This is a genomic window from Saccharopolyspora sp. 6V, assembly GCF_020176785.1.
In the GTDB taxonomy this organism is placed as follows: domain Bacteria; phylum Actinomycetota; class Actinomycetes; order Mycobacteriales; family Pseudonocardiaceae; genus Saccharopolyspora_C; species Saccharopolyspora_C gregorii.
In genome coordinates, this window is record NZ_JAIUKB010000011.1 from 67,923 (window position 1) to 91,319 (window position 23,397).

Genomic DNA, 23,397 nt, shown 5'->3' on the forward strand with positions numbered 1-23,397 from the left:
CAGTGCGTGACCAGCAAGGACCGCGCCGGCACGGCCTCCGGCGAGAAGACCGCTCCCACCAGTCCGGACGCGACCGGCCCCGAGCAGGGCGGAACCGCCGCGCGGCCGGACGCCGAGCTGCCCGCCGACCCGGCCGTCGCGCAGGCGGAGGGCGTGGAGGACGTGCCCGCCGAGGTGCGGGAGCGCTACGCGGCGCTCGCCGACGAGGTCCGCGGTCACCAGTTCCGCTACTACGTGCTCGACTCGCCCACGATCGCCGACTCCGAGTTCGACGAGCTGTTCGTGGAACTGCAGCGGCTGGAGGACGAGCACCCCGCGCTGCGCGCCCCCGACTCGCCGACGCAGACCGTCGGCGGCACCTTCTCCACCGAGTTCACCGCGGTGGACCACCTGGAGCGGATGCTCAGCCTGGACAACGCCTTCGACACCGAGGAGTTCCGCGCCTGGGTGGACCGGGTGGAGCGCGAGGTCGGCACCGACGTGCACTACCTGTGCGAGCTGAAGATCGACGGGCTGGCGATCAACCTGCTGTACCGGGACGGGAAGCTGGCACGCGCGCTCACCCGCGGCGACGGCCGCACCGGCGAGGACGTGACGCTCAACGTGCGCACCATGGGCGACGTGCCCACCGAGCTGCACGGCACCGACGAGTACCCGGTGCCCGCGCTGGTGGAGGTCCGCGGCGAGGTGTTCTTCCGCGTCGAGGAGTTCGCCGAGCTCAACGCCGCCCTGGTCGACGCGGGCGGATCCCCGTTCGCGAACCCGCGCAACGCGGCCGCCGGTTCGCTGCGGCAGAAGGACCCGCGCGTCACGCGGCGCCGCCCGCTGCGGTTGATCTGCCACGGCCTCGGCAAGCGGAAGGGCTTCGAACCGAGCAGGCAGTCCGAGTCCTACGCGGCGCTGAAGGCCTGGGGCCTGCCGGTGTCCCGGCACACCCGGGTTCTGTCCACAGTGGACGAGATCGTGGCGCACATCCGGTACTGGGGCGAGAACCGGGACACCGCCGAGCACGAGATCGACGGCGTCGTCGTCAAGGTCGACGAGGTCTCGCTGCAACGCCGCCTCGGCACCACCTCCCGCGCCCCGCGCTGGTCCATCGCCTACAAGTACCCGCCGGAGCAGGCGACGACCACGCTGCGCGACATCAAGGTCAACGTCGGCCGCACGGGCCGCGTCACCCCCTACGCCGAGATGGAACCCGTCAAGGTCGCCGGATCCACCGTCTCCATGGCCACCCTGCACAACTCCGACGAGGTGCGGCGCAAGGGCGTGCTCATCGGCGACCGCGTCGTCATCCGCAAGGCGGGCGACGTGATCCCCGAAGTGCTGGGGCCCGTCGTCGACGTCCGCGACGGCCGCGAACGCGAATTCGTGATGCCCACCGAATGCCCCGAGTGCGGCGCCACCCTGCACCGGCAGAAGGCGGGCGACGTCGACATCCGCTGCCCCAACTCCCGGTCCTGCCCGGCGCAGCTGCGGGAACGGCTGTTCCACCTGGCCGGGCGCGGTGCCTTCGACATCGAAGCCATGGGCTACGAATCCGCGGTGGCGCTGCTGTCCTCCGGCGTGCTCGTCGACGAAGGCGACGTGTTCGACCTCGGCGAGGACAAGCTGCTGCGCACCGAGCTGTTCCGCACCAAGGAGGGCAACCTCTCCGCCAACGGTGCCAAGCTGCTCAAGAACCTCGCCGCCGCCAAGGAGAAGCCGCTGTGGCGGGTGCTCGTGGCGCTCTCCATCCGGCACGTCGGCCCCACCGCGGCACAAGCGCTCGCCCGCGAATTCGGCTCCCTGGAGCGCATCGAGGACGCCGCCGAGGAGGAGATCGCCGCCGTCGACGGCGTCGGCCCCACCATCGCCACCGCCGTCCGCGAATGGTTCGAGGTGGACTGGCACCGCGAAGTGGTGCGCAAGTGGCGCGCCGCCGGGGTGCGGATGGCCGACGAGCGGGACGAGTCGGTGCCGCGCACCCTCACCGGCCTGTCCATCGTCGTCACCGGCTCGCTGGAGACCTACTCCCGGGACGAGGCCAAGGAGTTCATCATGGCCCGCGGCGGCCGCGCCGCCGGCTCGGTGTCGAAGAAGACCGCGTTCGTGGTCGTCGGCGACTCGCCCGGCTCCAAGTACGACAAGGCCGTGCAGCTGAAGGTGCCGGTGCTGGATGAGGACGGGTTCCGGGTGCTCCTGGAACAAGGCCCAGAAGCAGCAGCCTCCGCGGCGCTTGAGGTTGAGTGATCGGATCGCCCTGCGATAGGGGCGGGTGGCGGAACCTCAGCGCTTTCCTCGCTGCGGGATCGATTTCCCAAGTGGCTCCGCCACGAGGGAAATCGCTGTCCTCGCGAGGAAAGCGCTGAGAACCCGCGGGTGGTCCTTTTGCTCTGGTGGTCGCTGCTCATCGGCTTCGCCGCTGACAGGAAAATGACGAGGCCGCTGGGGGCGCCGCTCAGCGGCCTCGTCGCTGACAAGAGGTGAGTGACGACCTCCGTCGCTGGTCAGCCGTCCAGGACTACTGAGACGATTCCGGCGAGGTGGGCCAGCCTGGCGACCTCGGCGGCGCGGAACATGGGGCCGCCGGGGCGGCCGGCGAGCAGGACGCGGTCCGGCTTGCCGATCGGCGTGGCGGCCAGCTCGGTGCCCAGCTCCTGCCAGGTCTCCGGCACCCACAGCTCGTCGCCGTCCAGGATCGTGGCCCGCGGCAGCGGTAACCACGGCAGTTCCAGGTAGCCCTCCTGCGGGGCCGACGAACTCGCGGCGAGCTGCTCGGCACCGCCCGCGTGGTGGCCGAACACGATCGCCCAGCCCGACCGGATGATCTTCGGGACGCCTTCGGCGAAGATCTGCAGCCCGTTGCCGGGTTCCGCGGCGATGTCCTCGACGAGCTCCAGCTCGCGGTGGGTGTCCAGCACGCCCGCGTACGGGCGGACCGCGTCGACCTCGACGCCGTCCACGGACTCCGCGGCGGTGATCAGGATGTCCGGGAGGCGGCCCGAGGGCAGTTCGACGACCATGTCGTCGATCGCCACGTCCCCGCCGCGCTCCACGACGTCGACGCTGAGGATGTCGGCGCCGATCTCGCCGAGTGCGGACGCGACCGCCCCCAGCACGCCCGGACGGTCCGGTATCTGCACCCGGATCAGGAAGGACACCGGACTCAACGCCTCCAGCTTCGTGCGCGGAACCTCGCCGTCCGCGCTCCCCGCACCGCACACGGCCGCACGCGGAGGCCACCGTGCGCCCGGCAGGCGGGGCAAATTGTGGCAGACACCGCACCCTATCGGTGCGACCGGCGTTCGTGTAGTGGAACGAGCACGGCATTCGCGGGGTTCCCGCCCAGGTCCGCGCCGCCCCGGTCGATGTCCACGATGTGCCCGCGTTCGTCCACGATGTGGGAGTTCGCCGGGACCCGGCGCGGTCGCCCGATCGCGCGGAGCGACCGGGTGCCCGGCGCGCCCGATCGCCCCCTGGGCGGGTGGGCGCGGGCTCCGCCATAGACTGAGGAGCAACCGTGATACCGGACATGACCAGGGAGCCTTCGTAGTGTCCAAGATCTCCCGCGACGAGGTCGCGCACCTCGCCGGCCTCGCCAGGCTGGCGGTCACCGAACAGGAGCTCGACACGTTCGCCGGGCAGCTCGACGTCATCCTGGAATCGGTCGCGAGGGTCGGTGAGGTCGCCGCGGAGGACATCCCGCCGACCTCCCACGCCGTGCCGGTGACGAACGTGTTCCGCGACGACGTGGTGCGGCCCAGCCTGCCGCGCGAGGCTGCGCTGGACGGCGCGCCCGCGGCCGAGGAGAACCGGTTCCGCGTTCCGCGGATCCTGAGTGAGGAGGCGTGATGACGACGACCGCGACCGGAGGTGACCCGGCCCTGACCGGCCTGTCCGCCGCCGACCTCGCCGACCGCCTCGCCGCGGGCGAGGTCACCTCGGTGGAGGCCGCCCAGGCCCACCTGGACCGCATCGCCGCCGTGGACGGCGTGGTGCACTCGTTCCTGCACGTCGACGCGGACGGCGCGCTCGCCGCCGCCAGGCAGGCCGACGAGGACCGCGCCGCGGGGAAGGCCGCCTCGCCGCTGGCCGGCGTGCCGCTGGCGCTCAAGGACGTGTTCGCCACCAGCGACATGCCCACCACCTGCGGCTCCAAGATGCTGGAGGGCTGGACGCCGCCGTACGACGCGACGGTGACGCGGCGGCTGCGCGAGGCCGGCGTGGTCATCCTCGGCAAGACCAACATGGACGAGTTCGCGATGGGCTCCTCCACCGAGAACTCCGCGTACGGACCGACCCGCAACCCGTGGGACCCCGAGCGCATCCCGGGCGGGTCCGGCGGCGGGTCCGCCGCGGCGCTCGCCGCGTTCGAGGCCCCGCTGGCCATCGGCACCGACACCGGCGGTTCCATCCGCCAGCCCGGCGCCGTCACCGGCACCGTCGGCGTGAAGCCCACCTACGGCGGGGTGTCCCGCTACGGCCTGGTCGCGTTCTCGTCCTCGCTGGACCAGCCGGGGCCGTGCGCGCGCACCGTGCTGGACGCGGCGCTGCTGCACGAGGTGATCGCCGGGCACGACCCGATGGACTCGACCTCGATCAGCTCGCCGGTGCCGCAGGTCGTGGCCGCCGCCCGCGATGGCGCCGCCGGGGACCTCACCGGGGTGAAGGTCGGCGTGGTCCGCGAGTTCGCCGGGGACGGCTACCAGCCCGGCGTGGAGCGCTCGTTCCGCACCGCCGTCGAGCAGCTCGCGAAGCTGGGTGCCGAGGTCGTCGAGGTCTCCTGCCCGCACTTCGAGTACGCGATGGGCGCCTACTACCTGATCGCGCCGAGCGAGTGCTCCTCGAACCTGGCCCGGTTCGACGCGATGCGCTACGGCCTGCGCGTCGGCGACGACGGCAGCCGCAGCGCCGAAGAGGTCATGTCGCTGACCCGCGAAGCCGGGTTCGGGCCCGAGGTGAAGCGGCGCATCATGCTCGGCACCTACGCGCTGTCCTCCGGCTACTACGACGCCTACTACGGGCAGGCGCAGAAGGTGCGGACGCTGATCACCCGCGACTTCGCCGCCGCCTTCGAGCAGGTGGACGTGCTGGTGTCGCCGACGACGCCCACCACGGCGTTCCCGATCGGCGAGCGCACCGACGACCCGCTGGCGATGTACCTGGCGGACCTGTGCACCATCCCGTCGAACCTGGCGGGCAACGCGGCCATGAGCCTCCCCAGTGGACTGTCCGATGAGGACGGCCTGCCGGTGGGTCTGCAGATCATGGCCCCGGCGCTGGCCGACGACCGGCTCTACCGGGTCGGCGCCGCCTACGAGACCGCGCGCGACGCCGCCCAGGGCGGCCCGCTGCTCGACCGTGTCCCCGCCCTGGAGGTGGCGTGATGAACCAGAAACTGAAGGCGGCGTTCCAGCTCGCATCCGTGCTCTCCGCGGCCTACGGCCTGCGCGCGAGCCTCCGCGAGGCCAAGGCGAACGGCGACCGGCTCGCGATGGCCGACTCGATCATCACCGCGCTCGGCCTGATCACCGGCACCGCGCTCGCCATCCGCACCCTGCGCAAGGGGGAGGACGGCCAGTGACCGCGGTCGCCGAGATCATGGACTACGACGAGGTCCTGGAGCGGTTCGACCCGGTCCTCGGCCTCGAGGTGCACGTGGAGCTGTCCACGGCCACCAAGATGTTCTGCGGCTGCGCCAACGAGTTCGGCGCCGAGCCGAACACGCAGGTGTGCCCGGTGTGCCTGGGCCTGCCCGGCGCGCTGCCCGTCGTCAACGGCAAGGCGGTGGAATCGGCGATCCGCATCGGGCTGGCGCTGAACTGCCAGGTCGCCGAGTGGTGCCGGTTCGCGCGGAAGAACTACTTCTACCCGGACCAGCCGAAGAACTTCCAGACCTCGCAGTACGACGAGCCGATCGTCTTCGACGGTCACCTCGACGTGGTGCTCGACGACGGCGAGACCTTCCGCGTCGACATCGAGCGGGCGCACATGGAGGAGGACACCGGCAAGTCGCTGCACGTCGGCGGTGCCACCGGCCGCATCCACGGCGCCGAGCACTCGTTGCTGGACTACAACCGCGCGGGCGTGCCGCTGGTGGAGATCGTCACCAAGCCGATCGTCGGCGCCGGGGAGCGCGCTCCCGAGGTGGCGCGGGCCTACGTGGCCGCGCTGCGCGACCTGCTGCGCTCGCTGGACGTCTCCGACGTGCGGATGGACCAGGGTTCGCTGCGCTGCGACGCGAACGTCTCGCTGATGCCGAAGGGCACCACCGAGTTCGGCACCCGCACCGAGACGAAGAACGTCAACTCGCTGCGCAGCGTGGAACGCGCGGTGCGCCACGAGATGCGCAGGCACGCCGCGGTGCTGACCTCCGGCGGCGAGATCCGCCAGGAGACCCGGCACTTCGACGAGTCGACCGCGACGACCTCGGCGGGGCGCAAGAAGGAGACCTCCGAGGACTACCGGTACTTCCCGGAGCCGGACCTGACTCCGATCGCGCCGTCCCGCGAGTGGGTCGAGGAGCTGTCCCGGACCCTGCCCGAGCTGCCCTGGGAGCGCCGCAAGCGCGTCCAGGACGAGTGGAAGCTCTCCGACGAGGAGCTGCGCGACCTGGTCAACGCCGGGGCGCTCGACCTCGTCGCGGCCACCGTGGACGCCGGAGCCCCGCCCGCCGAGGCGCGGTCCTGGTGGGTGGCCTACCTGTCGCAGCAGGCCAACACCCGCGGCGTCGAGCTCACCGAGCTCGCGATCACGCCGGCGCAGCTGGCGCGGGTCATCGCGCTCGTCGCCGAGGGCAAGCTGACGAACAAGCTGGCCCGCCAGGTCGTCGACGGCGTGCTCGACGGGCAGGGCGAGCCGGACGAGGTCGTCGCCGCGCAGGGCCTGGAGGTCGTCTCCGACGACTCCGCGCTGCAGGCCGCGATCGACGAGGCCCTGGCCGCGCAGCCCGACGTGGCGGACAAGATCCGCGGCGGCAAGGTGCAGGCCGCGGGCGCCGTCGTCGGTGCGGTCATGAAGTCCACCGGCGGCAAGGCCGACGCCAAGCGGGTCCGCGAGCTCATCCTCGCCGCCTGCGGCCAGTAGCACCGTCCGACCGGCAGCGGGCCGCTCGTCCTCCGGGACGGGCGGCCCGTTCGGCGTTGAGGGCTAGAGCGCGCGGATCACGCGACAGGGGTTTCCCGCTGCGGAGACGCGGTCTGGGACGTCTCGGGTGACGACGCTGCCCGCGCCGATCACCACGTCGTCGCCGATGGTCACGCCCGGGCAGACGATCACACCGCCGCCCAGCCACGCGTTGTTGCCGATGCTGATCGGCGCCGCCGTCTCCCAGCGCTCCCGCCGGGCCTGGTGGTCGGTCATCGGGTGCAGCGCGGTGAGCAGCTGGACGCGCGGCCCGATGGACACGTCGTCCCCGATGCTGATCGGCGCGCAGTCCAGCAGGATCGCGTCGTAGTTGAGGAAGCTGTTGTCCCCCAGGCTGATCAAGTACCCGTAGTCGCACTGGAAGCGCGGCATGATCCACGATCCGGTGCCCAGCCGCCCGAGCAGCCTGCCGAGGACGTCCTGCCGCCGCTGCTCCTCACCTGCCCTCGTCGCGTTGAAGTCGTCCAGCAGTTCCTGGCAGCGCCTGCGCTCGGCGAGGAGTTCCGGATCGCCGTCCTGGTACGGCTCCCCGCGCAGCATCCGCTCCTTGTGCTCACCCATGCCCGCATCGTCCCGTCGCGGTGCCGCGCGGGTCAGTCGGGGGCGCCGTCCTCGCCGAACCAGTGGGCCATGCGGCCGCGGCGGCTCACGGCGCGCAGCCGGTGCTCGGTGGCGGTGCGCGCTCCCGCGGTGGTCATGATGAGCAGGTCGTCGCCGGTGCGCAGCCGCGTCCCCGGTTCCGGCACGAAGGAGGTGCCGCCGCGGATGATCAGGGTGATGGCGCTGGGGTCCGGCAGCCGCAGCTCCCGCAGCATCACGTAGTGCAGCTGCGAGCCCGGCGGCACCGACACGGTCAGCAGCTCCGCGTCGAGCACGTCCAGCGGCGCCACCTCCACCTGGATCTCCCGCGCCGCGTCCGCCCGCACCAGCCCGAGCGCGCGGGCCAGGCCCAGCAGCCCGGGGCCCTGCACCAGGGTGAACACCGCGACCAGCACGAACACCACGTTCAGCACCCGGTCGCTGCCCGGCACGCCCGCCACCACCGGGAAGGTGGCCAGCACGATCGGTACCGCGCCGCGCAGGCCTGCCCAGGACACGAACGCCTGCTCCCGCAGCGGCACCCGGAACGGCAGCAGCGACACCAGCACCGACAGCGGTCGCGCCACCAGCAGCAGCACCAGCCCCACCACCAGCGCGGGCAGCAGCTCCGGCAGCAGCTCGTGCGGGGTGACCAGCAGGCCCAGCAGCACGAACAGCCCGATCTGCGCGAGCCACCCGAGCCCTTCGGCGAACGAGCGCACCGAGGCGCGGTGCGGCAGCCCGGAGTTCGCGAGCACCAGACCGGACAGGAACGCGGCGAGGAACCCGGACGCGTCCACCGCGCCGGAGGCGGCGAACGCGACCACGCCGAGCCCGAACATCGCCACCGGGTACAGCCCGGACGCGGGCAGCGCCACCCGGTGCAGCACCCACGCCCCGGCCCGGCCGACGAGCAGGCCGATCACGGCGCCCGCGCCCAGTTCGTAGAGCACGTCCCCGGCCACTTCCAGCGGGTGGAACTCCAGCGGCACGGTGCTGAACAGCAGCACCAGGATCACCGTCGGCGCGTCGTTGAAGCCGGATTCGGCCTCCAGCATCCCGGAGACCCGACGCGGCACCGGCAGGGTGCGCAGCACCGAGAACACCGCGGCCGCGTCGGTGGAGGACACGACCGCGCCGAGCAGCAGCGAAGCCTGCCAGGGGAGCCCGATGAGCAGGTGCGCGCCCGCGGCGGTGACGACGACGCTGACCGCGACCCCGGCGGTGGCGAGCAGCCCGCTGGGCGCGAGCAGCGGTTTCACGTCCGACCAGCGGGTGGTGAGGCCGCCTTCGACGAGGATGACGGCGAGCGCGGCGGTGCCCAGGTCCTGCGCGAGCTGCGCGTCGTCGAAGTGCAGGCCGAGCCCGTCCTCGCCGATGACCAGGCCCAGCGCGAGGAACAGCAGCAGCGCGGGCAGGCCGAAGCGCGCCGCCGCGCGGGTGGCGAGGATGGCTGCCAGCAGCACGAGCCCACCCGCCAGCAGCGTCGTGTACAGCTGCTCCAAGGTCATCGCTGTTCCGTTCCGCCACCGGCGCGCCGCCGGCCTCGGGCCGGGACGCGTCCTGAGTGGACCATGGCCGGGTTCGTCCTGCTCCGGTCACCCCCTCGCAGCGGCGAGGGGGCGGACCCGTCAGGCCTTCGGCCCCGGGTCAGTCCTTGCCGGTGTCGCCGGAGGGAGGTTCGATCCGGATCGCCCGGTCGTCGCTGGGCACGGGCGCGCCGCCGGACTTGTTCGAGGTGCCCAGCCACAGCAGCCCGTCCGGGCCGTTCGCGGCGGCGGAGAAGCGCCCGTAGGTCTTCTCCATCACCTTGGCGGGCTGGCCGGTGAAGGTGCCGTCCGGGCCGGGGTTGAGCGCGTACAGCGCCGCCGCGTCGGTCAGCGCCACGACCACGGAGGCCGGTCCGGCGGCGCAACCGGCCACGCCGGGCCGGTCCGGCCAGCTCCAGGCGGGTTCGCCGAGCGCGGTGCCGAACTCGACGCGGTGCAGCGCGTCCCGGGTCGCGCCGCGGTCGGTCAGCCAGTAGCCGCCGGTCTCGGCCGCCCCGCACAGCCCGCCGGGATCGGAGACGCCGGAGGCGACCACCCGGGACTTCGGGTCGGGGTTGCCCGCGGCGGGCGCGCCGAAGCCGTCGATGCGCAACACCTTGCCCGCCAGCGATCCCGGGTTCGCCGCGTTCGCGCGGTCGCCCGCGTCGCCGGTGGCGACCAGCAGCGCGCCGCGCCCGTCGTCGAGCAGCGCCCCCGCGTTGCCGGTGGAGCCCTTCGGAATGCCGGTGAGCACCGGTTTCGGGCTGTCGCCCGGCGCGACCCGCAGCACCTGGTTCTCGCCGCCGACGCTGGCGTACGCGTAGACGAGCTCGTCCTCCTGGTAGCTCGGGGACAGCGCCAGCCCGGTCAGCCCGCCACCGCCGGAGCGGTCCACCGGCACCCGGGCGATCTCGACGGGTTCGGCGTCCTGCTCGACGCGCAGGATGCGGCCGGTGGCGCGTTCGCCGACCAGCGCGCCGCGGCCGTCGGGCAGCACGGTGATGGCGCCGACCGGGTCGAGGCAGGTCGCGACGACCGCCGGGTCCGGGTCGATGCAGCCGATGGGCACCGCGGGCACGTCCTCGGTGGGCCGTCCCGGTGGCGGTGGCGGCGGCGCGGGCTGCTCGATCGACGGCTGCGGGCCGGCCTGCGGTTCCAGCGACGGCTGGTCGCGCCAGGCACCGGGGTGCTCGTCGGGGAACTGGGCGCAGCCGCCGAGCGCGATCGCGGCCAGCAGCGCTCCCGCCGTCCGCGCGCGAGGACGGCGACCGGCGGGGGAGGTGCGCTGGGCTGCCACGAGTGCCGAGGGTATCGGCCGCGCCGTGAACACCGGGTGAGCACCCGGCGGGCCGAGCGTCGCGCCGCCCGGAATCCCACCCGCCGGGAACGTCCGTTCCGCGGAACCCGCCGTGCAGCCGCGCGAGCGCCACCGAATGCAGCAATTCCGGATGAGACCGCGGTCGCCGATCCGGAACCGGTCCGCGCCGCGAGACCGGTCCGGGCGGTCGATCCGGAACCGTCCGAGTCGCGCGGCGCATCGCCGGCACCTGCGGAAACGAAGAATTCACGAGTCCGGTACCGCATTCTGGCGAATGCCGGAACAACGCGATCTCCGTGGAATTCCCCTCGGAAAAGGTTCACCCGAAAGGGTCGCTTCGGCAGTGCGTGATGCCTTAACCTTCTGCGCCGTGAGCATTCACGACGATCGCCCCAGCGGACACCGAGACGAGCGTCCGCAGCGCGGCGGGAAGAAGTCCGCCGACGGGCCTACGGGAACCCAGGGCCTCGGCGTGCAGGACTACGACTACGACTACTACGACGACGCCGCGTACAGCGATGCGAACGCGACCGCCGTGGTGGACCGCGGCTCCGGTGCCGACTTCTACGAAGAGCTCGACGACCGCAAGCCGTTCGCGTGGAACGCAGGCACCGATCTGGGCCTGCTGGTGCTGCGCCTGGTCGTCGGCGGCATCTTCGCCGCGCACGGCGCGCAGAAGCTGTTCGGCGTGCTCGGCGGTTCCGGCCCGGAGAAGTTCGCGCAGAGCCTGGCCAAGGCCGGGTTCGAGCAGAGCGCGGTGCTGTCCCTGGTCACCGGCGGGACCGAGCTCGGCGCGGGCGCACTGCTCGTGCTGGGCCTGTTCACGCCGCTGGCGGCCGCGGGCATCGTCGGCGTGATGGCCAGCGCCATCGTGTCGATGAAGCTGCCCGGCCCGTTCTTCGACCAGGAGGGCGGCTACGAGTACCCGGTCGTCCTGATCGCCATCGCGCTGTGCCTGATGTTCACCGGACCCGGCCGGGTCGCGCTGGACAACGGGCGGTCCTGGTTCCGGCACCCGCTGGTCAGCGGCTTCATCTGCCTGGTGATCGCGGCGGGTTCCGCGGCGGCGGTGCTGGTCCTGCTGAGGTCCTGATGTCCGGCGGAGCGCCGGTCCTCGGCGGCTCCGCGTCCTCCGACGAAAAGCGACGGGCCGGGGCCAACGCGCACCCCGCCGCGGGGCCCGAAGGGCGGGCGCCTTGGTCCCGGTAGGGGGGGCGCCAGGCGCCCGGCGGTGGGGCAGCCCCGCCCCGGGGCCCGGGGGGCCCCCCCCCCCCCCCCCCCCCCGGGGGGCCCCCCCGCCCCCCCCCCCCCCTCGGCACGTTCGCGGTCCTACTTGGAGACGTCTCGGACGGCGCCGTGCGAGGCGGAGGTGGCCAGCCGCGCGTAGGCGCGCAGCGCCGAGGTCACCTTGCGCTCGCGGGACACCGGCTGCCACGGGTGCTCGCTGCTCTCCATCTTGGCGCGCCGCTCGGCCAGCACCTCGTCGTCGACGAGCAGCTGCAGCGTGCGCTCCCGCACGTCGATGAGGATCTGGTCGCCCTCCTCGACGAGGCCGATCACGCCGCCGTTGCCCGCCTCCGGCGAGATGTGCCCGATGGACAGCCCGGAGGAACCGCCGGAGAACCGGCCGTCGGTGATCAGCGCGCACTTCTTGCCGAGACCGGAGCCCTTCAGGAACGCGGTCGGGTGCAGCATCTCCTGCATGCCCGGTCCGCCGGAGGGGCCCTCGTAGCGGATCACCAGCACGTCACCGGGCTCGATCTTCTTCTGCAGGATCGCGGCGACGGCCTGCTCCTGGCTCTCCAGCACCCGCGCCGGGCCCTGGAAGTGCCACAGCTCCTCCTCGACGCCCGCGGTCTTCACGACCGCACCGTCCTCGGCGAGGTTGCCGCGCAACACCGCCAGCCCGCCGTCCGCGGTGTAGGCGTGCTCGAAGTCGCGGATGCAGCCGCCCGCGGCGTCGGTGTCCAGCGAGGACCAGCGGTTCTCGGTGGAGAACGCCTGCGTGGTGCGGACTCCGCCGGGCGCGGCGTGGAACAGGTCGAGCGCTTCTTGGGAGGGCGATGCGCCGCGCACGTCCCAGCGGTCCAGCCACTCGGTGAGGCTGGCGCTGTGCACCGAGGACACGTCGCGGTGCAGCAGCTCCGCGCGGTCCAGCTCACCCATGATCGCGGAGATGCCGCCGGCTCGGTGCACGTCCTCCATGTGGTAGTCGGAGTTCGGCGCGACCTTCGACAGGCACGGCACCTGGCGGCTGATCCGCTCGATGTCCGAGAGCTCGAAGTCGATTTCGCCCTCGCGGGCGGCGGCCAGCGTGTGCAGCACCGTGTTCGTGGAGCCGCCCATCGCCATGTCCAGCGCCATCGCGTTCTCGAACGCCTTCTTGTTCGCGACCGAGCGCGGCAGGACCGAGTCGTCGTCCTCCTGGTACCAGCGCTTCGAGATCCGCACGACGGTGCGCCCGGCCTCCTCGAACAGGGCGCGGCGCGCGGCGTGCGTGGCCAGCGTGGAACCGTTGCCGGGCAGCGCGAGGCCCAAGGCCTCGGTGAGGCAGTTCATCGAGTTCGCGGTGAACATGCCGGAGCAGGAGCCGCAGGTCGGGCAGGCGGAGCGCTCCACCTCGCTGAGCCCGTCGTCGTCGACCGCGGAGTTCGCCGACGCGGAGATCGTGGTGATCAGGTCGGTCGGCGCCTGCGCGACGCCCTCCACGACCACGGCCTTCCCGGCCTCCATCGGGCCACCGGAGACGAACACCGTCGGCACGTTGAGCCGCATCGCGGCGTTCAGCATGCCCGGCGTGATCTTGTCGCAGTTCGAGATGCACACCAGCGCGTCCGCCTGGTGCGCGTTGACCATGTATTCCACCGAGTCGGCGATGATCTCGCGCGAGGGCAGCGAGTAGAGCATCCCGCTGTGGCCCATGGCGATGCCGTCGTCCACCGCGATCGTGTGGAACTCCCGCGGCACACCGCCCGCTTCGCGGATCGTCTCGGCCACCACGTCGCCGAGGTCGCGGAGGTGCACGTGACCGGGCACGAACTGGGTGTAGGAGTTGGCGATGGCCACGATCGGCTTGCCGAAGTCGTCGTCGGTCATGCCGGTGGCACGCCACAGCGAACGGGCGCCTGCGGCGTTCCGTCCGTGGGTGGTGGTGCGGGAGCGCAACTGGGGCATGGTCCTTCTCGGTTCTCTCGCTGAATTCGCGTCGGGACGGCGAAAAGACGCCCACCTCGTGAGTGGGGGGACGAACTGCGGTGACCTCGACGCTACTCCTGCCCGGCGGCGCCGGAGGTGACCGGTTCGCGCTCCCCGGGCGTTCGTGACGCAGGCCTCGGCCGGTACCGGGGAGCGGACGGCGCCGGCGGCGCCCGGTTCGGAACGGGCACCGCCGGTGCGAGCGGGGATCAGCCCGCGGACTCGCGGGAGGTGCCGTCGGCGCCGGGCTCGTCGGTGGACGGCTCGGCGGCGGACTCGGCACCGGTGGCCTCGGTGCCCGCGGTGGTCGGAGATCCGGAGGCGGCATCTCCAGCGGTGGCGGCGGATTCGGCGTCGGTCGCGGACCCGGTGCCCTCGTCCGCCGCGTCCCGGGCCTCGGCGGTGGCGCCGTCGGGCTCCGGAGCGCTCGGCGCGGCGTTCGGGTCGGGGACGCGGCCGCCGCTGAGCTCGGCCAGCCGGCCCACGTCCCGCACCCGGATCGCCGGGAGCGCGATCTCCGCGCCGGAGCCGAGCACGGCCCGCACCCAGCGCCGCTCGTCCAGGCGCAGCGAGGCCAGCTCGTCCCAGCCGAACCCGGTGCGGCCGAACAAGCGGCGCACGGTGATCCGCTCGGCGGTGACCACGGTGCGCGGCCGCACGATCACGTAGGCGAGCGCCAGCGGGATCAGGTAGGTGGGCAGCAGCTGCGGGAACGGCTCGGCGAAGGCGATCGGCGTGACCGAGATCGTCACCGCGAACACCGCGAGCAGCGAGGTCCGGGTCAGCTGGAAGGTCAGCGACTTCGGCAGCGCCTTGGCACGCCCGGCGGCGCGCGGGACGGGCGTCGCGGCCGGTCCGGCGGGCTCGGCGGTGCCGGAGCTCCCGATGCCGAAGTCGTCGGTGCCGGAGTCTCCGGTGCTGGATCCCTCGGCGGTGCGGGGCTGCCCGGCGGCGCCGGAGCCCTCGGGCGCATCGGGGCCGGTCGCCTCGGTGGCCGGCGCGACGCCGGGTTCCGCCGCGTCCTCCCGGGTGGCGGTGCCGGTCGTGCCCTGGTCCTCGGACGTGCTCACTTCGCGGGTCCCCTCTGCCTCTGCGCGTTCCGGCCCCGCGGCCCCGGGCTCCGCGGGGGAGCCGGTGCGCCCGGTGTCGCGCTCGCCGCGGCCGGGGCCGGGCGGCTCGGGTGCCGCAGGTGTCTCGCTCACCCCTCGATGCTCTCACCCGCGCGCGGGACGCCCGCAGCGTCCCTGCTGGTGGCGGGAGTGCGGGGACGCGGTGCGCCCGGTGTCGCGACCGGGCCGCGCGGACCCGCGGCGGCGGAGCGACGTACGCCACACCGGGTTCCGCCGAATGCGCGCGGCATGCTCCCGACCTGCGGGAACACCGGGCGGTGCGCGGCTCCGCCCGGGCCTCCGGTGTCCAGCATGCGGGAGGATCTTCCCGCATGGTTTGACCTCGCGGCGTCCGGGCCGTTAACGTCCTCGTCATGCTGCGACTGCACGACATTCTCGTACTTCCCCGGCGCGTCGACGCCTGAGGAAGCTCCGCAGCGACGACGCGCCAACCCTCGTACGGTCCTATCCGGCCCGGCGGGGGTTTTTTCGTGCCCACTCACCGACCACCACCGTTCGGACAGAGGCGAACTCGATGACCAGCGCCCACACCAGGCAGAGCCCGGTCCCGGCACCGCCGCCGGGACACCGTCCCAAACCAGCACCGACCAACGACGCTCCAGTGCAGGTCACCGGCGCGCAGTCGCTCGTCCGGTCGCTGGAGTCCGTCGGCGCCGAGATCGTCTTCGGCATCCCCGGCGGCACGATCCTGCCTGCCTACGACCCGCTGCTCGACTCCACGAAGGTCCGGCACGTGCTGGTCCGGCACGAGCAGGGCGCCGGGCACGCCGCCACCGGTTACGCCCAGGCCACCGGCAAGGTCGGCGTGTGCATGGCGACCTCCGGTCCCGGCGCGACGAACTTGGTCACCGCGCTCGCCGACGCGCAGATGGACTCGGTCCCGATCGTCGCGATCACCGGCCAGCAGTCGACCAGCCTGATCGGCACCGACGCCTTCCAGGAAGCCGACATCTGCGGCATCACGCTGCCGATCACCAAGCACAACTTCCTGGTCACCAAGGCCGAGGACATCCCGCGCACCATCGCCGAGGCCTTCTACATCGCCTCGTCCGGACGTCCCGGGCCGGTCCTGGTGGACATCCCGAAGGACGTCCAGCAGACCGCGACCACCTTCTCCTGGCCCCCGGAGATGAAGCTGCCCGGCTACCGGCCGACCAGCAAGCCGCACGGCAAGCAGGTCCGCGAAGCCGCGAAGCTGATCACCGCGGCGCAGCGGCCCGTGCTCTACGTCGGTGGTGGCGTGCTCAAGGCCGAGGCGACCGAGCGGCTCCGCGAGCTCGCCGAGACCACCGGCATCCCGGTCGTCACGACCCTGATGGCCCGCGGCGCGTTCCCCGACTCGCACCCGCTGCACCTGGGCATGCCCGGCATGCACGGCACCGTCGCCGCGGTCGCCGCGATGCAGCGCTCCGACCTGCTGATCGCGCTCGGCGCCCGGTTCGACGACCGGGTCACCGGGCAGCTGTCCTCCTTCGCGCCGGAGGCGAAGGTCGTGCACGCCGACATCGACCCGGCCGAGATCTCCAAGAACCGCAACGCCGACGTGCCGATCGTCGGCGACTGCAAGGAGGTCATCGCCGAGCTCATCGACGCCGTCGCCACCGCCACCGAAGCGGGCGGCACCGCCGACCTCGGCCCGTGGTGGACGCAGCTGAGCAGCTGGCGCGACACCTTCCCCCTCGGCTACGAGTGGCCCGCCGACGGCAGCCTCGCCCCCGAGTACGTCATCGAGCGGCTCGGGGCGCTGGCCGGGCCGGAGGCGGTGTACTGCGCGGGCGTCGGCCAGCATCAGATGTGGGCGGCCCAGTTCATCAACTACGAGAACCCCCGGACCTGGTTGAACTCCGGCGGTCTCGGCACCATGGGCTACTCGGTGCCCGCCGCGATGGGCGCCAAGGCCGGACTGCCCGGCACCCAGGTGTGGGCGATCGACGGCGACGGCTGCTTCCAGATGACCAACCAGGAGCTCGCGACCTGCGCCATCGAGGAACTGCCGATCAAGGTGGCCGTCATCAACAACGGCAACCTCGGTATGGTCCGGCAGTGGCAGAGCCTGTTCTACGCCGAGCGCTACTCACACAGTGACCTCGGCACCCACAAGCACCGCATCCCCGACTTCAAGCTGCTGGCCGAAGCGCTCGGCTGCGCGGGCCTGCGGTGCGAATCCCGGGAGGACGTCGACAGCGTCATCCAGCAGGCGATGGAGATCAACGACCGACCCGTCGTGATCGACTTCGTGGTGGGCAAGGACGCGCAGGTGTGGCCCATGGTGGCCGCGGGAACCGGCAACGACGAGATCATGGCGGCGCGCGGAATCCGCCCGCTGTTCGACGAAGACGAGGGGTGACCGCACCCATGAGCCGACACACTCTCAGCGTGCTGGTGGAGAACGTGCCGGGCGCGCTCGCCCGCGTCTCCGGGCTGTTCTCCCGCCGCAGCTTCAACATCGAATCCCTGGCCGTCGGCCCGACCGAGCACCCGGAGATCTCCCGGATGACGATCGTGGTCGCGGTCAGCGACCAGCCCCTCGAACAGGTCACCAAGCAGCTCAACAAGCTCGTCAACGTGATCAAGATCGTGGAGCTGGAACCGGAGGTCGCGGTCCAGCGCGAACTGCTCCTGGTCAAGGTGCGCGCGGACGCCTCCGTGCGCAGCCAGGTGCTGGAAACCGTCCAGCTGTTCCGGGCCAAGGTCGTCGACGTCTCCCCGGAGGCGCTGACCGTCGAAGCCACCGGCGACGGCGAGAAGCTGGGCGCGCTGCTGCGCATGCTGGAGCCCTACGGTATCCGGGAGATGGTGCAGTCCGGGGCGATCGCCATCGGCCGCGGACCCCGCTCCATCACCGCCACCGCGGTGCGCTGACCCCGGTCCCCGGCGCCGCCGGGAGATCGTCGGCGCGCACCGGCGGGCGGCCGTCCCGCCGCGACCGGGACGGCCCCCGCGGGCAGAACAATTCGAGAAGTCCCGAAAGGAACACGGAAACCATCATGGCAACTGAGATCTTCTACGACGCCGACGCCGACCTCAGCATCGTGCAGGGCCGCAAGGTCGCGGTCATCGGCTACGGCAGCCAGGGCCACGCGCACGCGCTGAGCCTGCGCGACTCCGGTGTGGACGTTCGCATCGGCCTGCCCGAGGGATCGAAGTCCCGCGCCAAGGCCGAGGAAGAGGGCCTGCGGGTGCTGACCCCGGCCGAGGCCTCCGCCGAAGCCGACGTGATCATGATCCTGGCGCCGGACACCAAGCAGCGGGAGATCTACGCCAACGACGTCGCCCCCAACCTCAAGAGCGGCGACGCGCTCTTCTTCGGCCACGGCTTCAACATCCGCTACGGCCTGATCCAGCCGCCGTCGGACGTCGACGTCGCCATGGTCGCTCCCAAGGGTCCCGGCCACCTGGTGCGCCGCCAGTTCGTCGACGGCAAGGGCGTGCCGTGTCTGATCGCCATCGAGCAGGACGCCTCCGGCAACGCGCAGGCGCTGGCGCTGTCCTACGCCGCGGGCATCGGCGGCGCCCGCGCCGGCGTCATCAAGACCACCTTCAAGGAGGAGACCGAGACCGACCTGTTCGGTGAGCAGGCCGTCCTCTGCGGTGGTGCCAGCGCCCTCGTGCAGACCGGTTTCGAGGTCCTCGTCGAGGCCGGCTACCAGCCCGAGATCGCCTACTTCGAGGTGCTGCACGAGCTGAAGCTGATCGTCGACCTCATGTGGGAGGGCGGCATCGCCGGGCAGCGCTACTCCTGCTCCGACACCGCCGAGTACGGCGACCTCACCCGCGGCCCGCGCGTCGTCGACGCGCACGTCAAGGAATCCATGCAGAAGATCCTCGGCGAGATCCAGGACGGCACCTTCGCGAAGGAATGGGTCGCCGAGGACGAGGCCGGCCGCCCCCACTTCACCAAGCTGCAGCAGGCCGGCAACGACCACCAGATCGAAGAGGTCGGCAAGAAACTCCGCGCCCTCATGTCCTGGACCGGGAAGTGAGCATCGGCGCACCGCTGAACTGAACCAGCACGCCGCGCGCCGTCCGATCGACGGCGGGTGAGCGGTCGGGAAGGCCCGGGATCCTCACAAGGGATCACCGGGCCTTCGGCGTTTTTTCCCCGGGGTCTTCTTGATCCGGGGTGGGGTGGCGGAACCTCAGCGCTTTCCTCGCTGCGGGATCGTTTTCACAGGTGGCTCCGCCACATGAGAAAACGCTGTCCTCGCGAGGAAAGCGCTGAGAACCCGCGGGTGGTCCTGCTGCGTGTGTGGTCTCCGCTCATCGGCTTCGCCGCTGACAGGACGGGGGTGTCAGGGCTTCTTCGCGTAGAGGGTGGTGAGGAGGTCGACCACGGCGCTGGTCGCGGGGTGGGGGTCGTTGCGGGGCCAGATGACCTGGACGGGGACCGGGGGCGCGTCGCGGACCGGGCGGTAGGTGATGCCGTCGCGGCGGTACTGGGCGACCGTGCCGTGCGGGGTGATCCCCACGCAGCGGCCGGTCGCGATCGCCGCCAGCCAGTCGTCGATGTCGTGCGTCTGCTCCAGCACCGGGCGCTGCTCCGGCGGCCACAGGTCCGCGGTGGTGGTGCCGGTGCGGCGGTCCACCACCAGCACCCGGTCCCGGATCTCGCCCAGCGGCACCGAACGCCGCCGCGCCCACGGGTCGTCGCCCGCCAGCGCCACGTAGCGCCGCTCGTGCCCCACCGTCGCGTGCCCGTAGCGCGCGGAATCCACCCCGGCCCGCACCACCGCCAGATCGCAGGCGCCCTCGGCGAGGCCGCCGGTGTGCGTGTTGGTGCGCACCAGGTGCAGCGCAACGTCCGGGTGCTCGGCCGCCCAGCGGCGCTGGAACTCCTTGGTGTGCCGCCCCACCGCCGACCACGCGTGCCCGAGGCGCAGCCGGGCGTGGCCGCCGGTGGCCTCCCGCGCCAGCTCCTCCGCCTCGGCCAGCAGGTGCCGGGCGCGGGCCAGCACCCGCGCGCCCGCCGTGGTCGGGACGCAGCTGCGGCTGGTGCGGTCCAGCAGCCGGACGCCGAGCGCGCGCTCCAGCGAGCGCAGCGTGCGCGAGACCGCCGCCTGCGACACGCCGAGCTCGATCGCGGCGTCGGTGAACGTCCCGGCGTCCGCGATCGCCACCAGGCAGCGCAGCTGCCGCAACTCCACATCCATGACTCCAGCGTATGGATGGTGGTCCCGGTGCATTTTGCCCGGCGCCGCGGCGGCCCGATGCTCGCGGTCATGACGACGACGGAACGCCTCGAACCGGCCATCGGGACCACCACCGCGGACACCGGGACCGCGGGAACCGGGCGGGCGGCCGGGGTGGCGCTGATGCTCGGCGGCGGGCTGTCGAACCAGTTCGGCGCCGCCACCGGGGCGCTCGCGTTCCCCGTCGTCGGGCCCGCCGGGGTGGTGGCGGTGCGGCAGTGGGTGGCGGCCGTGGTGCTGCTGGTCGCCGGGCGGCCGCGGCTGCGCTCGTTCACCGCGCGGCAGTGGTGGCCGGTGCTGGGCCTGGCCGCCGTGTTCGCCACCATGAACCTCTCGCTGTACACCGCCATCGACCGCGTCGGGCTCGGCCTCGCCGTCACCCTCGAATTCCTCGGGCCGCTGGCGGTGGCGCTGCTGACCTCGCGGCGCGCCGTCGACCTCGGCTGCGCCCTCGCCGCCGGGGCCGCCGTGGTGGTGCTGACCCGGCCGCAGCCCAGCACCGACTACGCGGGCATCGGGCTGGCGCTGCTGGCCGCGGTCTGCTGGGGCTGCTACGTGCTGCTGAACCGGACCGTGGGGCGCCGGGTGCCCGGCGCGCAGGGCTCGGCGGCCGCGGCGGGCGTCTCCGGGCTGCTGTACCTGCCGATCGGCATCGCGGTGCTCTGGCAGCACCCGCCGACGCCCGCCGCGCTCGGCTGCGCGGTCGCCGCGGGAGTGCTGTCCTCGGTGGTGCCGTTCGTCGCGGACCTGTTCGCGCTGCGCCGGGTGCCCGCGAACTTCTTCGGCGTCTTCATGAGCGTCAACCCGGTGCTCGCCGCGGTGGTCGGCCTCGTCGTGCTGGGCCAGCGGCCCGGACCGCTGGAGTGGGTGGCGATCGGGGTGATCGTGGCGGCGAACGCGGTCGCCGTGCTCGCCGGGCCCCGCGCGGCCCGCCGTTGACGACCGCGCAGCGGGGCGTCACCGGAGGGCCCGGACGCGTCGGCGTCCGGGGGACCGGCCACCCGTTCACGCGATCGAAGGGCACCGCCGGTGAGCGGTATCGTGCCGGGCGTGAGCGAAGAGACCAACACCACCGTGGACGAACCGGTGGACGACAAGGCGCACATCCGGCACAAGCTGGACTTCACCGACGCCGAGTGGATCACCAGCACCGAGGACGACGACGAACCGGGCGTGGAGATCGCCTTCGTCGACGGCTACATCGGCATGCGCAACGGCGCCGAGCCGGAAGGACCCGTCCTCGTGTTCACGCCCGAGGAATGGGACGCCTTCGTCGCGGGGGCCAAGGACGGCGAATTCGACGAGCCGTGATCCCCGACCGCACGCGCAGCCGCTGAGCTGCCGGTTCATCCTCCCGCCTTCGATCCGGTCGGGCCGCTCGCGCGGACGCCCGGGGCGGCGCGCGGTGGGGTTGGGATGCGTCACACCCTTGTGAACGAGTTCTCAATCTCCCGTTAAACTCGCTGACCGTCCGGGTACAACGCCGTGCCCAGCTACGACCGTGATCCCTCTCAATGGAGCGCGCCCGTGACCAACCGTCCTGTCGTCCTGATCGCCGAGAAGCTGGCCCCCTCCGTGCTGGAAGCCCTCGGAGAAGAGGTCGAGATCCGCCACGTCGACGGCACGGACCGGCCGGCGCTGCTGGAGGCCGTCGCCGACGCCGACGCGCTGCTGGTCCGCTCCGCCACCAAGGTGGACGCCGAAGTCCTCGGCGCGACCGGCAAGCTCAAGGTCGTCGCCCGCGCCGGCGTCGGCCTGGACAACGTCGAGGTGCCCGCCGCCACCGAGCGCGGCGTGATGGTCGTCAACGCGCCCACCTCGAACATCGTCTCCGCCGCCGAGCACGCGCTGGCGCTGCTGCTGGCGGTGGCCCGCAACGTGGCCGCCGCGGACGCGAGCCTGCGCGCGGGGGAGTGGAAGCGCAGCTCCTTCAGCGGCATCGAGCTCAACGGCAAGACCATCGGCGTCGTCGGCCTCGGCAAGATCGGCCAGCTGTTCGCGCAGCGCATCGCGGCCTTCGGCACCAAGCTCATCGCCTACGACCCCTACGTCTCGGCCGCGCGCGCCGCGCAGCTGGGCATCGAGCTGGTCAGCCTGGAAGACCTGCTGGCGCGCGCCGACGCGATCTCCATCCACCTGCCGAAGACCGCCGAGACCCTCGGCCTGATCGGCGCGGAGGAGCTCAAGAAGGCCAAGCAGGGCCTCATCGTCATCAACGCCGCCCGCGGTGGCCTGGTGGACGAGGAGGCGCTGGCCGAGGCGATCCGCAGCGGCCACATCGGCGGTGCCGGCATCGACGTCTACAAGACGGAGCCGACCACCTCCAGCCCGCTGTTCGAGCTGACCAACGTGGTCGCCACCCCGCACCTGGGCGCCTCCACCACCGAGGCGCAGGACCGCGCGGGCACCGACGTGGCCCGCTCGGTGCTGCTGGCGCTGCGCGGCGACTTCGTGCCGGACGCGGTGAACGTGCAGGGCGGTGCCGTCGGCGAAGAGGTGCGCCCGTACCTGCCGCTGACCCAGAAGCTGGGCCAGCTGCTGGCCGCCGTGCTCGGCAGCACGCCGACCTCGGTGACCGTCGAGGCGCGCGGCGAGCTCGCGCACGAAGACGTCTCGGTGCTGCAGCTCGCGGCGCTGCGCGGCGTGTTCTCCGGTGCCGTGGACAGCCAGGTCACCTTCGTCAACGCGCCGCAGCTGGCCGAGGACCTCGGGGTGCAGGTCGAGGTGAAGACCACCTCGGAGAGCCCGAACCACCGCAGCGTCGTCTCGGTGCGCGCGACGCTCGCCGACGGCCGTTCGGCGGTCGTGTCGGGCGCGCTGTCGGGCACCGACCTGGTGGAGAAGCTGATCGAGGTCAACGGCCGCCACTTCGACCTGCGGGCCGAGGGCAGCGTGCTGCTGCTGGAGTACCCGGACCGCCCGGGCGTGATGGGCAAGGTCGGCACCCTGCTGGGCGAGGTCGGCGTGAACATCGAGGCGGCCACGGTCAGCCAGACCGCCGAGGGCTCCGACGCGATCATGCTGCTGCGGGTGGACCGCCCGGTGGAGGCGGGCGTGCTGGAGCCGATCGGCGCGGCCGTCGGCGCTCGCACGGTCCGGACCGTGGACTTCGAGTGATCGGCTGACCGGCGAGGTTTCGGGTTCGCCGTTGCCGGAAAAGGGGCCGTCGCACACCTGTGGGCGGCCCTTTTCGCCACCCCGCTCACCTGCGTCACTCGTTCGGGTGTCCCGCCAACCGGGATGCCTCGACCACTTGGTGGGTCCGGCGTGCCTGCCCGCGTGGCCTTGCCGGTAGCCTTCGGCGCAACAGTTCGAGCCCCGCGGGTCGG

19 protein-coding genes are annotated in these 23,397 nt (G+C 72.5%); 12 read left to right on the plus strand and 7 right to left on the minus strand.

Annotation, left to right across the window (positions count from 1 at the left end; genetic code table 11):
* Positions 1-117: 117 nt before the first annotated feature.
* Positions 118-2,232 (plus strand): NAD-dependent DNA ligase LigA, encoded by a 2,115-nt coding sequence (gene ligA / locus LCD35_RS01915; protein WP_225043639.1) that lies wholly within the window; start codon positions 118-120, stop codon positions 2,230-2,232.
* Positions 2,233-2,489: 257 nt separating this feature from the next.
* On the opposite strand, the gene LCD35_RS01920 is transcribed toward ligA, so the two are convergent.
* Positions 2,490-3,143, minus strand: coding sequence for an amino acid-binding protein (locus LCD35_RS01920; RefSeq protein ID WP_224956480.1), 654 nt, complete (start codon positions 3,141-3,143; stop codon positions 2,490-2,492).
* A 391-nt stretch (positions 3,144-3,534) separates the two neighbouring features.
* Between LCD35_RS01920 and gatC the strand changes: the two genes are divergently transcribed.
* From gatC to gatB, 4 genes are read left to right on the plus strand one after another with little or no spacing between them, the layout of a single operon-like run.
* Complete coding sequence (gene gatC, locus LCD35_RS01925; protein WP_224956462.1) at positions 3,535-3,834, plus strand: Asp-tRNA(Asn)/Glu-tRNA(Gln) amidotransferase subunit GatC; 300 nt, start codon at positions 3,535-3,537, stop codon at positions 3,832-3,834.
* Entirely contained in the window at positions 3,834-5,369 is a 1,536-nt protein-coding gene (gatA, locus tag LCD35_RS01930) for an Asp-tRNA(Asn)/Glu-tRNA(Gln) amidotransferase subunit GatA (protein WP_224956464.1), read from the plus strand. The genes gatC and gatA overlap by 1 nt, the downstream gene beginning before the upstream one ends.
* Positions 5,369-5,566: a hypothetical protein gene (locus tag LCD35_RS01935; RefSeq protein WP_224956466.1), complete on the plus strand. Its 198-nt coding sequence runs from the start codon at positions 5,369-5,371 to the stop codon at positions 5,564-5,566. Before gatA ends, LCD35_RS01935 begins: the two co-directional genes overlap by 1 nt.
* Positions 5,563-7,068 carry an Asp-tRNA(Asn)/Glu-tRNA(Gln) amidotransferase subunit GatB gene (gatB, locus tag LCD35_RS01940; protein ID WP_224956467.1) on the plus strand — a complete coding sequence of 502 codons (1,506 nt, stop codon included), beginning with the start codon at positions 5,563-5,565 and terminating at the stop codon, positions 7,066-7,068. The genes LCD35_RS01935 and gatB overlap by 4 nt, the downstream gene beginning before the upstream one ends.
* 63 nt (positions 7,069-7,131) lie before the next feature.
* Here gatB and LCD35_RS01945 read toward each other — a convergent pair whose 3' ends face one another.
* The 3 genes from LCD35_RS01945 to LCD35_RS01955 form a co-directional block, all read right to left on the minus strand.
* Positions 7,132-7,689, minus strand: coding sequence for a sugar O-acetyltransferase (locus LCD35_RS01945; RefSeq protein ID WP_224977491.1), 558 nt, complete (start codon positions 7,687-7,689; stop codon positions 7,132-7,134).
* Between the two features lie 32 nt (positions 7,690-7,721).
* On the minus strand, positions 7,722-9,212 hold the full coding sequence (locus tag LCD35_RS01950; RefSeq protein WP_374108022.1) for a potassium/proton antiporter: 1,491 nt from the start codon (positions 9,210-9,212) through the stop codon (positions 7,722-7,724).
* Positions 9,213-9,357: 145 nt separating this feature from the next.
* Positions 9,358-10,533, minus strand: coding sequence for a sorbosone dehydrogenase family protein (locus LCD35_RS01955; RefSeq protein ID WP_224966758.1), 1,176 nt, complete (start codon positions 10,531-10,533; stop codon positions 9,358-9,360).
* A gap of 391 nt (positions 10,534-10,924) precedes the next feature.
* Between LCD35_RS01955 and LCD35_RS01960 the strand changes: the two genes are divergently transcribed.
* Complete coding sequence (locus LCD35_RS01960; protein ID WP_224956471.1) at positions 10,925-11,647, plus strand: DoxX family protein; 723 nt, start codon at positions 10,925-10,927, stop codon at positions 11,645-11,647.
* Between the two features lie 236 nt (positions 11,648-11,883).
* Here LCD35_RS01960 and ilvD read toward each other — a convergent pair whose 3' ends face one another.
* Together ilvD and LCD35_RS30370 are read right to left on the minus strand one after the other, a co-directional pair.
* Positions 11,884-13,728: a dihydroxy-acid dehydratase gene (gene ilvD / locus LCD35_RS01965; protein WP_224956481.1), complete on the minus strand. Its 1,845-nt coding sequence runs from the start codon at positions 13,726-13,728 to the stop codon at positions 11,884-11,886.
* Between the two features lie 230 nt (positions 13,729-13,958).
* The gene (locus LCD35_RS30370; protein ID WP_224966759.1) at positions 13,959-14,819 is read right to left on the minus strand and encodes a PH domain-containing protein; all 861 of its coding nucleotides are present in this window, start codon (positions 14,817-14,819) and stop codon (positions 13,959-13,961) included.
* 574 nt (positions 14,820-15,393) lie between these two features.
* On the opposite strand from LCD35_RS30370, the gene LCD35_RS01975 reads away from it, so the two are divergent.
* From LCD35_RS01975 to ilvC, 3 genes are all read left to right on the plus strand, one after another.
* Positions 15,394-17,226 carry an acetolactate synthase large subunit gene (locus LCD35_RS01975; RefSeq protein WP_224956482.1) on the plus strand — a complete coding sequence of 611 codons (1,833 nt, stop codon included), beginning with the start codon at positions 15,394-15,396 and terminating at the stop codon, positions 17,224-17,226.
* A gap of 8 nt (positions 17,227-17,234) precedes the next feature.
* Complete coding sequence (gene ilvN / locus LCD35_RS01980; protein ID WP_224956483.1) at positions 17,235-17,741, plus strand: acetolactate synthase small subunit; 507 nt, start codon at positions 17,235-17,237, stop codon at positions 17,739-17,741.
* Between the two features lie 125 nt (positions 17,742-17,866).
* Positions 17,867-18,862 (plus strand): ketol-acid reductoisomerase, encoded by a 996-nt coding sequence (gene ilvC, locus LCD35_RS01985; RefSeq protein ID WP_224956484.1) that lies wholly within the window; start codon positions 17,867-17,869, stop codon positions 18,860-18,862.
* Positions 18,863-19,171: 309 nt separating this feature from the next.
* Here ilvC and LCD35_RS01990 read toward each other — a convergent pair whose 3' ends face one another.
* Positions 19,172-20,029 (minus strand): LysR family transcriptional regulator, encoded by an 858-nt coding sequence (locus LCD35_RS01990; RefSeq protein WP_224977489.1) that lies wholly within the window; start codon positions 20,027-20,029, stop codon positions 19,172-19,174.
* A 69-nt stretch (positions 20,030-20,098) separates the two neighbouring features.
* On the opposite strand from LCD35_RS01990, the gene LCD35_RS01995 reads away from it, so the two are divergent.
* The 3 genes from LCD35_RS01995 (at position 20,099) to serA (ending at position 23,185) form a co-directional block, all read left to right on the plus strand.
* On the plus strand, positions 20,099-21,007 hold the full coding sequence (locus tag LCD35_RS01995) for a DMT family transporter (protein ID WP_224968636.1): 909 nt from the start codon (positions 20,099-20,101) through the stop codon (positions 21,005-21,007).
* 111 nt (positions 21,008-21,118) lie between these two features.
* Positions 21,119-21,379: a DUF397 domain-containing protein gene (locus tag LCD35_RS02000; protein WP_373690015.1), complete on the plus strand. Its 261-nt coding sequence runs from the start codon at positions 21,119-21,121 to the stop codon at positions 21,377-21,379.
* A gap of 216 nt (positions 21,380-21,595) precedes the next feature.
* Entirely contained in the window at positions 21,596-23,185 is a 1,590-nt protein-coding gene (gene serA, locus LCD35_RS02005; RefSeq protein WP_224956487.1) for a phosphoglycerate dehydrogenase, read from the plus strand.
* The last annotated feature ends 212 nt before the right edge of the window (positions 23,186-23,397 follow it).

What these genes read in the sequence shown, in the direction of transcription:
- gatA (WP_224956464.1), top strand. Translation starts at nt 3,834, where the DNA reads ATGACGACGACCGCGACCGGAGGTGACCCGGCCCTGACCGGCCTGTCC.
- LCD35_RS01935 (WP_224956466.1), top strand. Translation starts at nt 5,369, where the DNA reads ATGAACCAGAAACTGAAGGCGGCGTTCCAGCTCGCATCCGTGCTCTCC.
- LCD35_RS01945 (WP_224977491.1), bottom strand. Translation starts at nt 7,689, where the DNA reads ATGGGTGAGCACAAGGAGCGGATGCTGCGCGGGGAGCCGTACCAGGAC.
- ilvD (WP_224956481.1), bottom strand. Translation starts at nt 13,728, where the DNA reads ATGCCCCAGTTGCGCTCCCGCACCACCACCCACGGACGGAACGCCGCA.
- LCD35_RS01975 (WP_224956482.1), top strand. Translation starts at nt 15,394, where the DNA reads ATGACCAGCGCCCACACCAGGCAGAGCCCGGTCCCGGCACCGCCGCCG.
- ilvN (WP_224956483.1), top strand. Translation starts at nt 17,235, where the DNA reads ATGAGCCGACACACTCTCAGCGTGCTGGTGGAGAACGTGCCGGGCGCG.
- ilvC (WP_224956484.1), top strand. Translation starts at nt 17,867, where the DNA reads ATGGCAACTGAGATCTTCTACGACGCCGACGCCGACCTCAGCATCGTG.
- LCD35_RS01990 (WP_224977489.1), bottom strand. Translation starts at nt 20,029, where the DNA reads ATGGATGTGGAGTTGCGGCAGCTGCGCTGCCTGGTGGCGATCGCGGAC.
- LCD35_RS01995 (WP_224968636.1), top strand. Translation starts at nt 20,099, where the DNA reads ATGACGACGACGGAACGCCTCGAACCGGCCATCGGGACCACCACCGCG.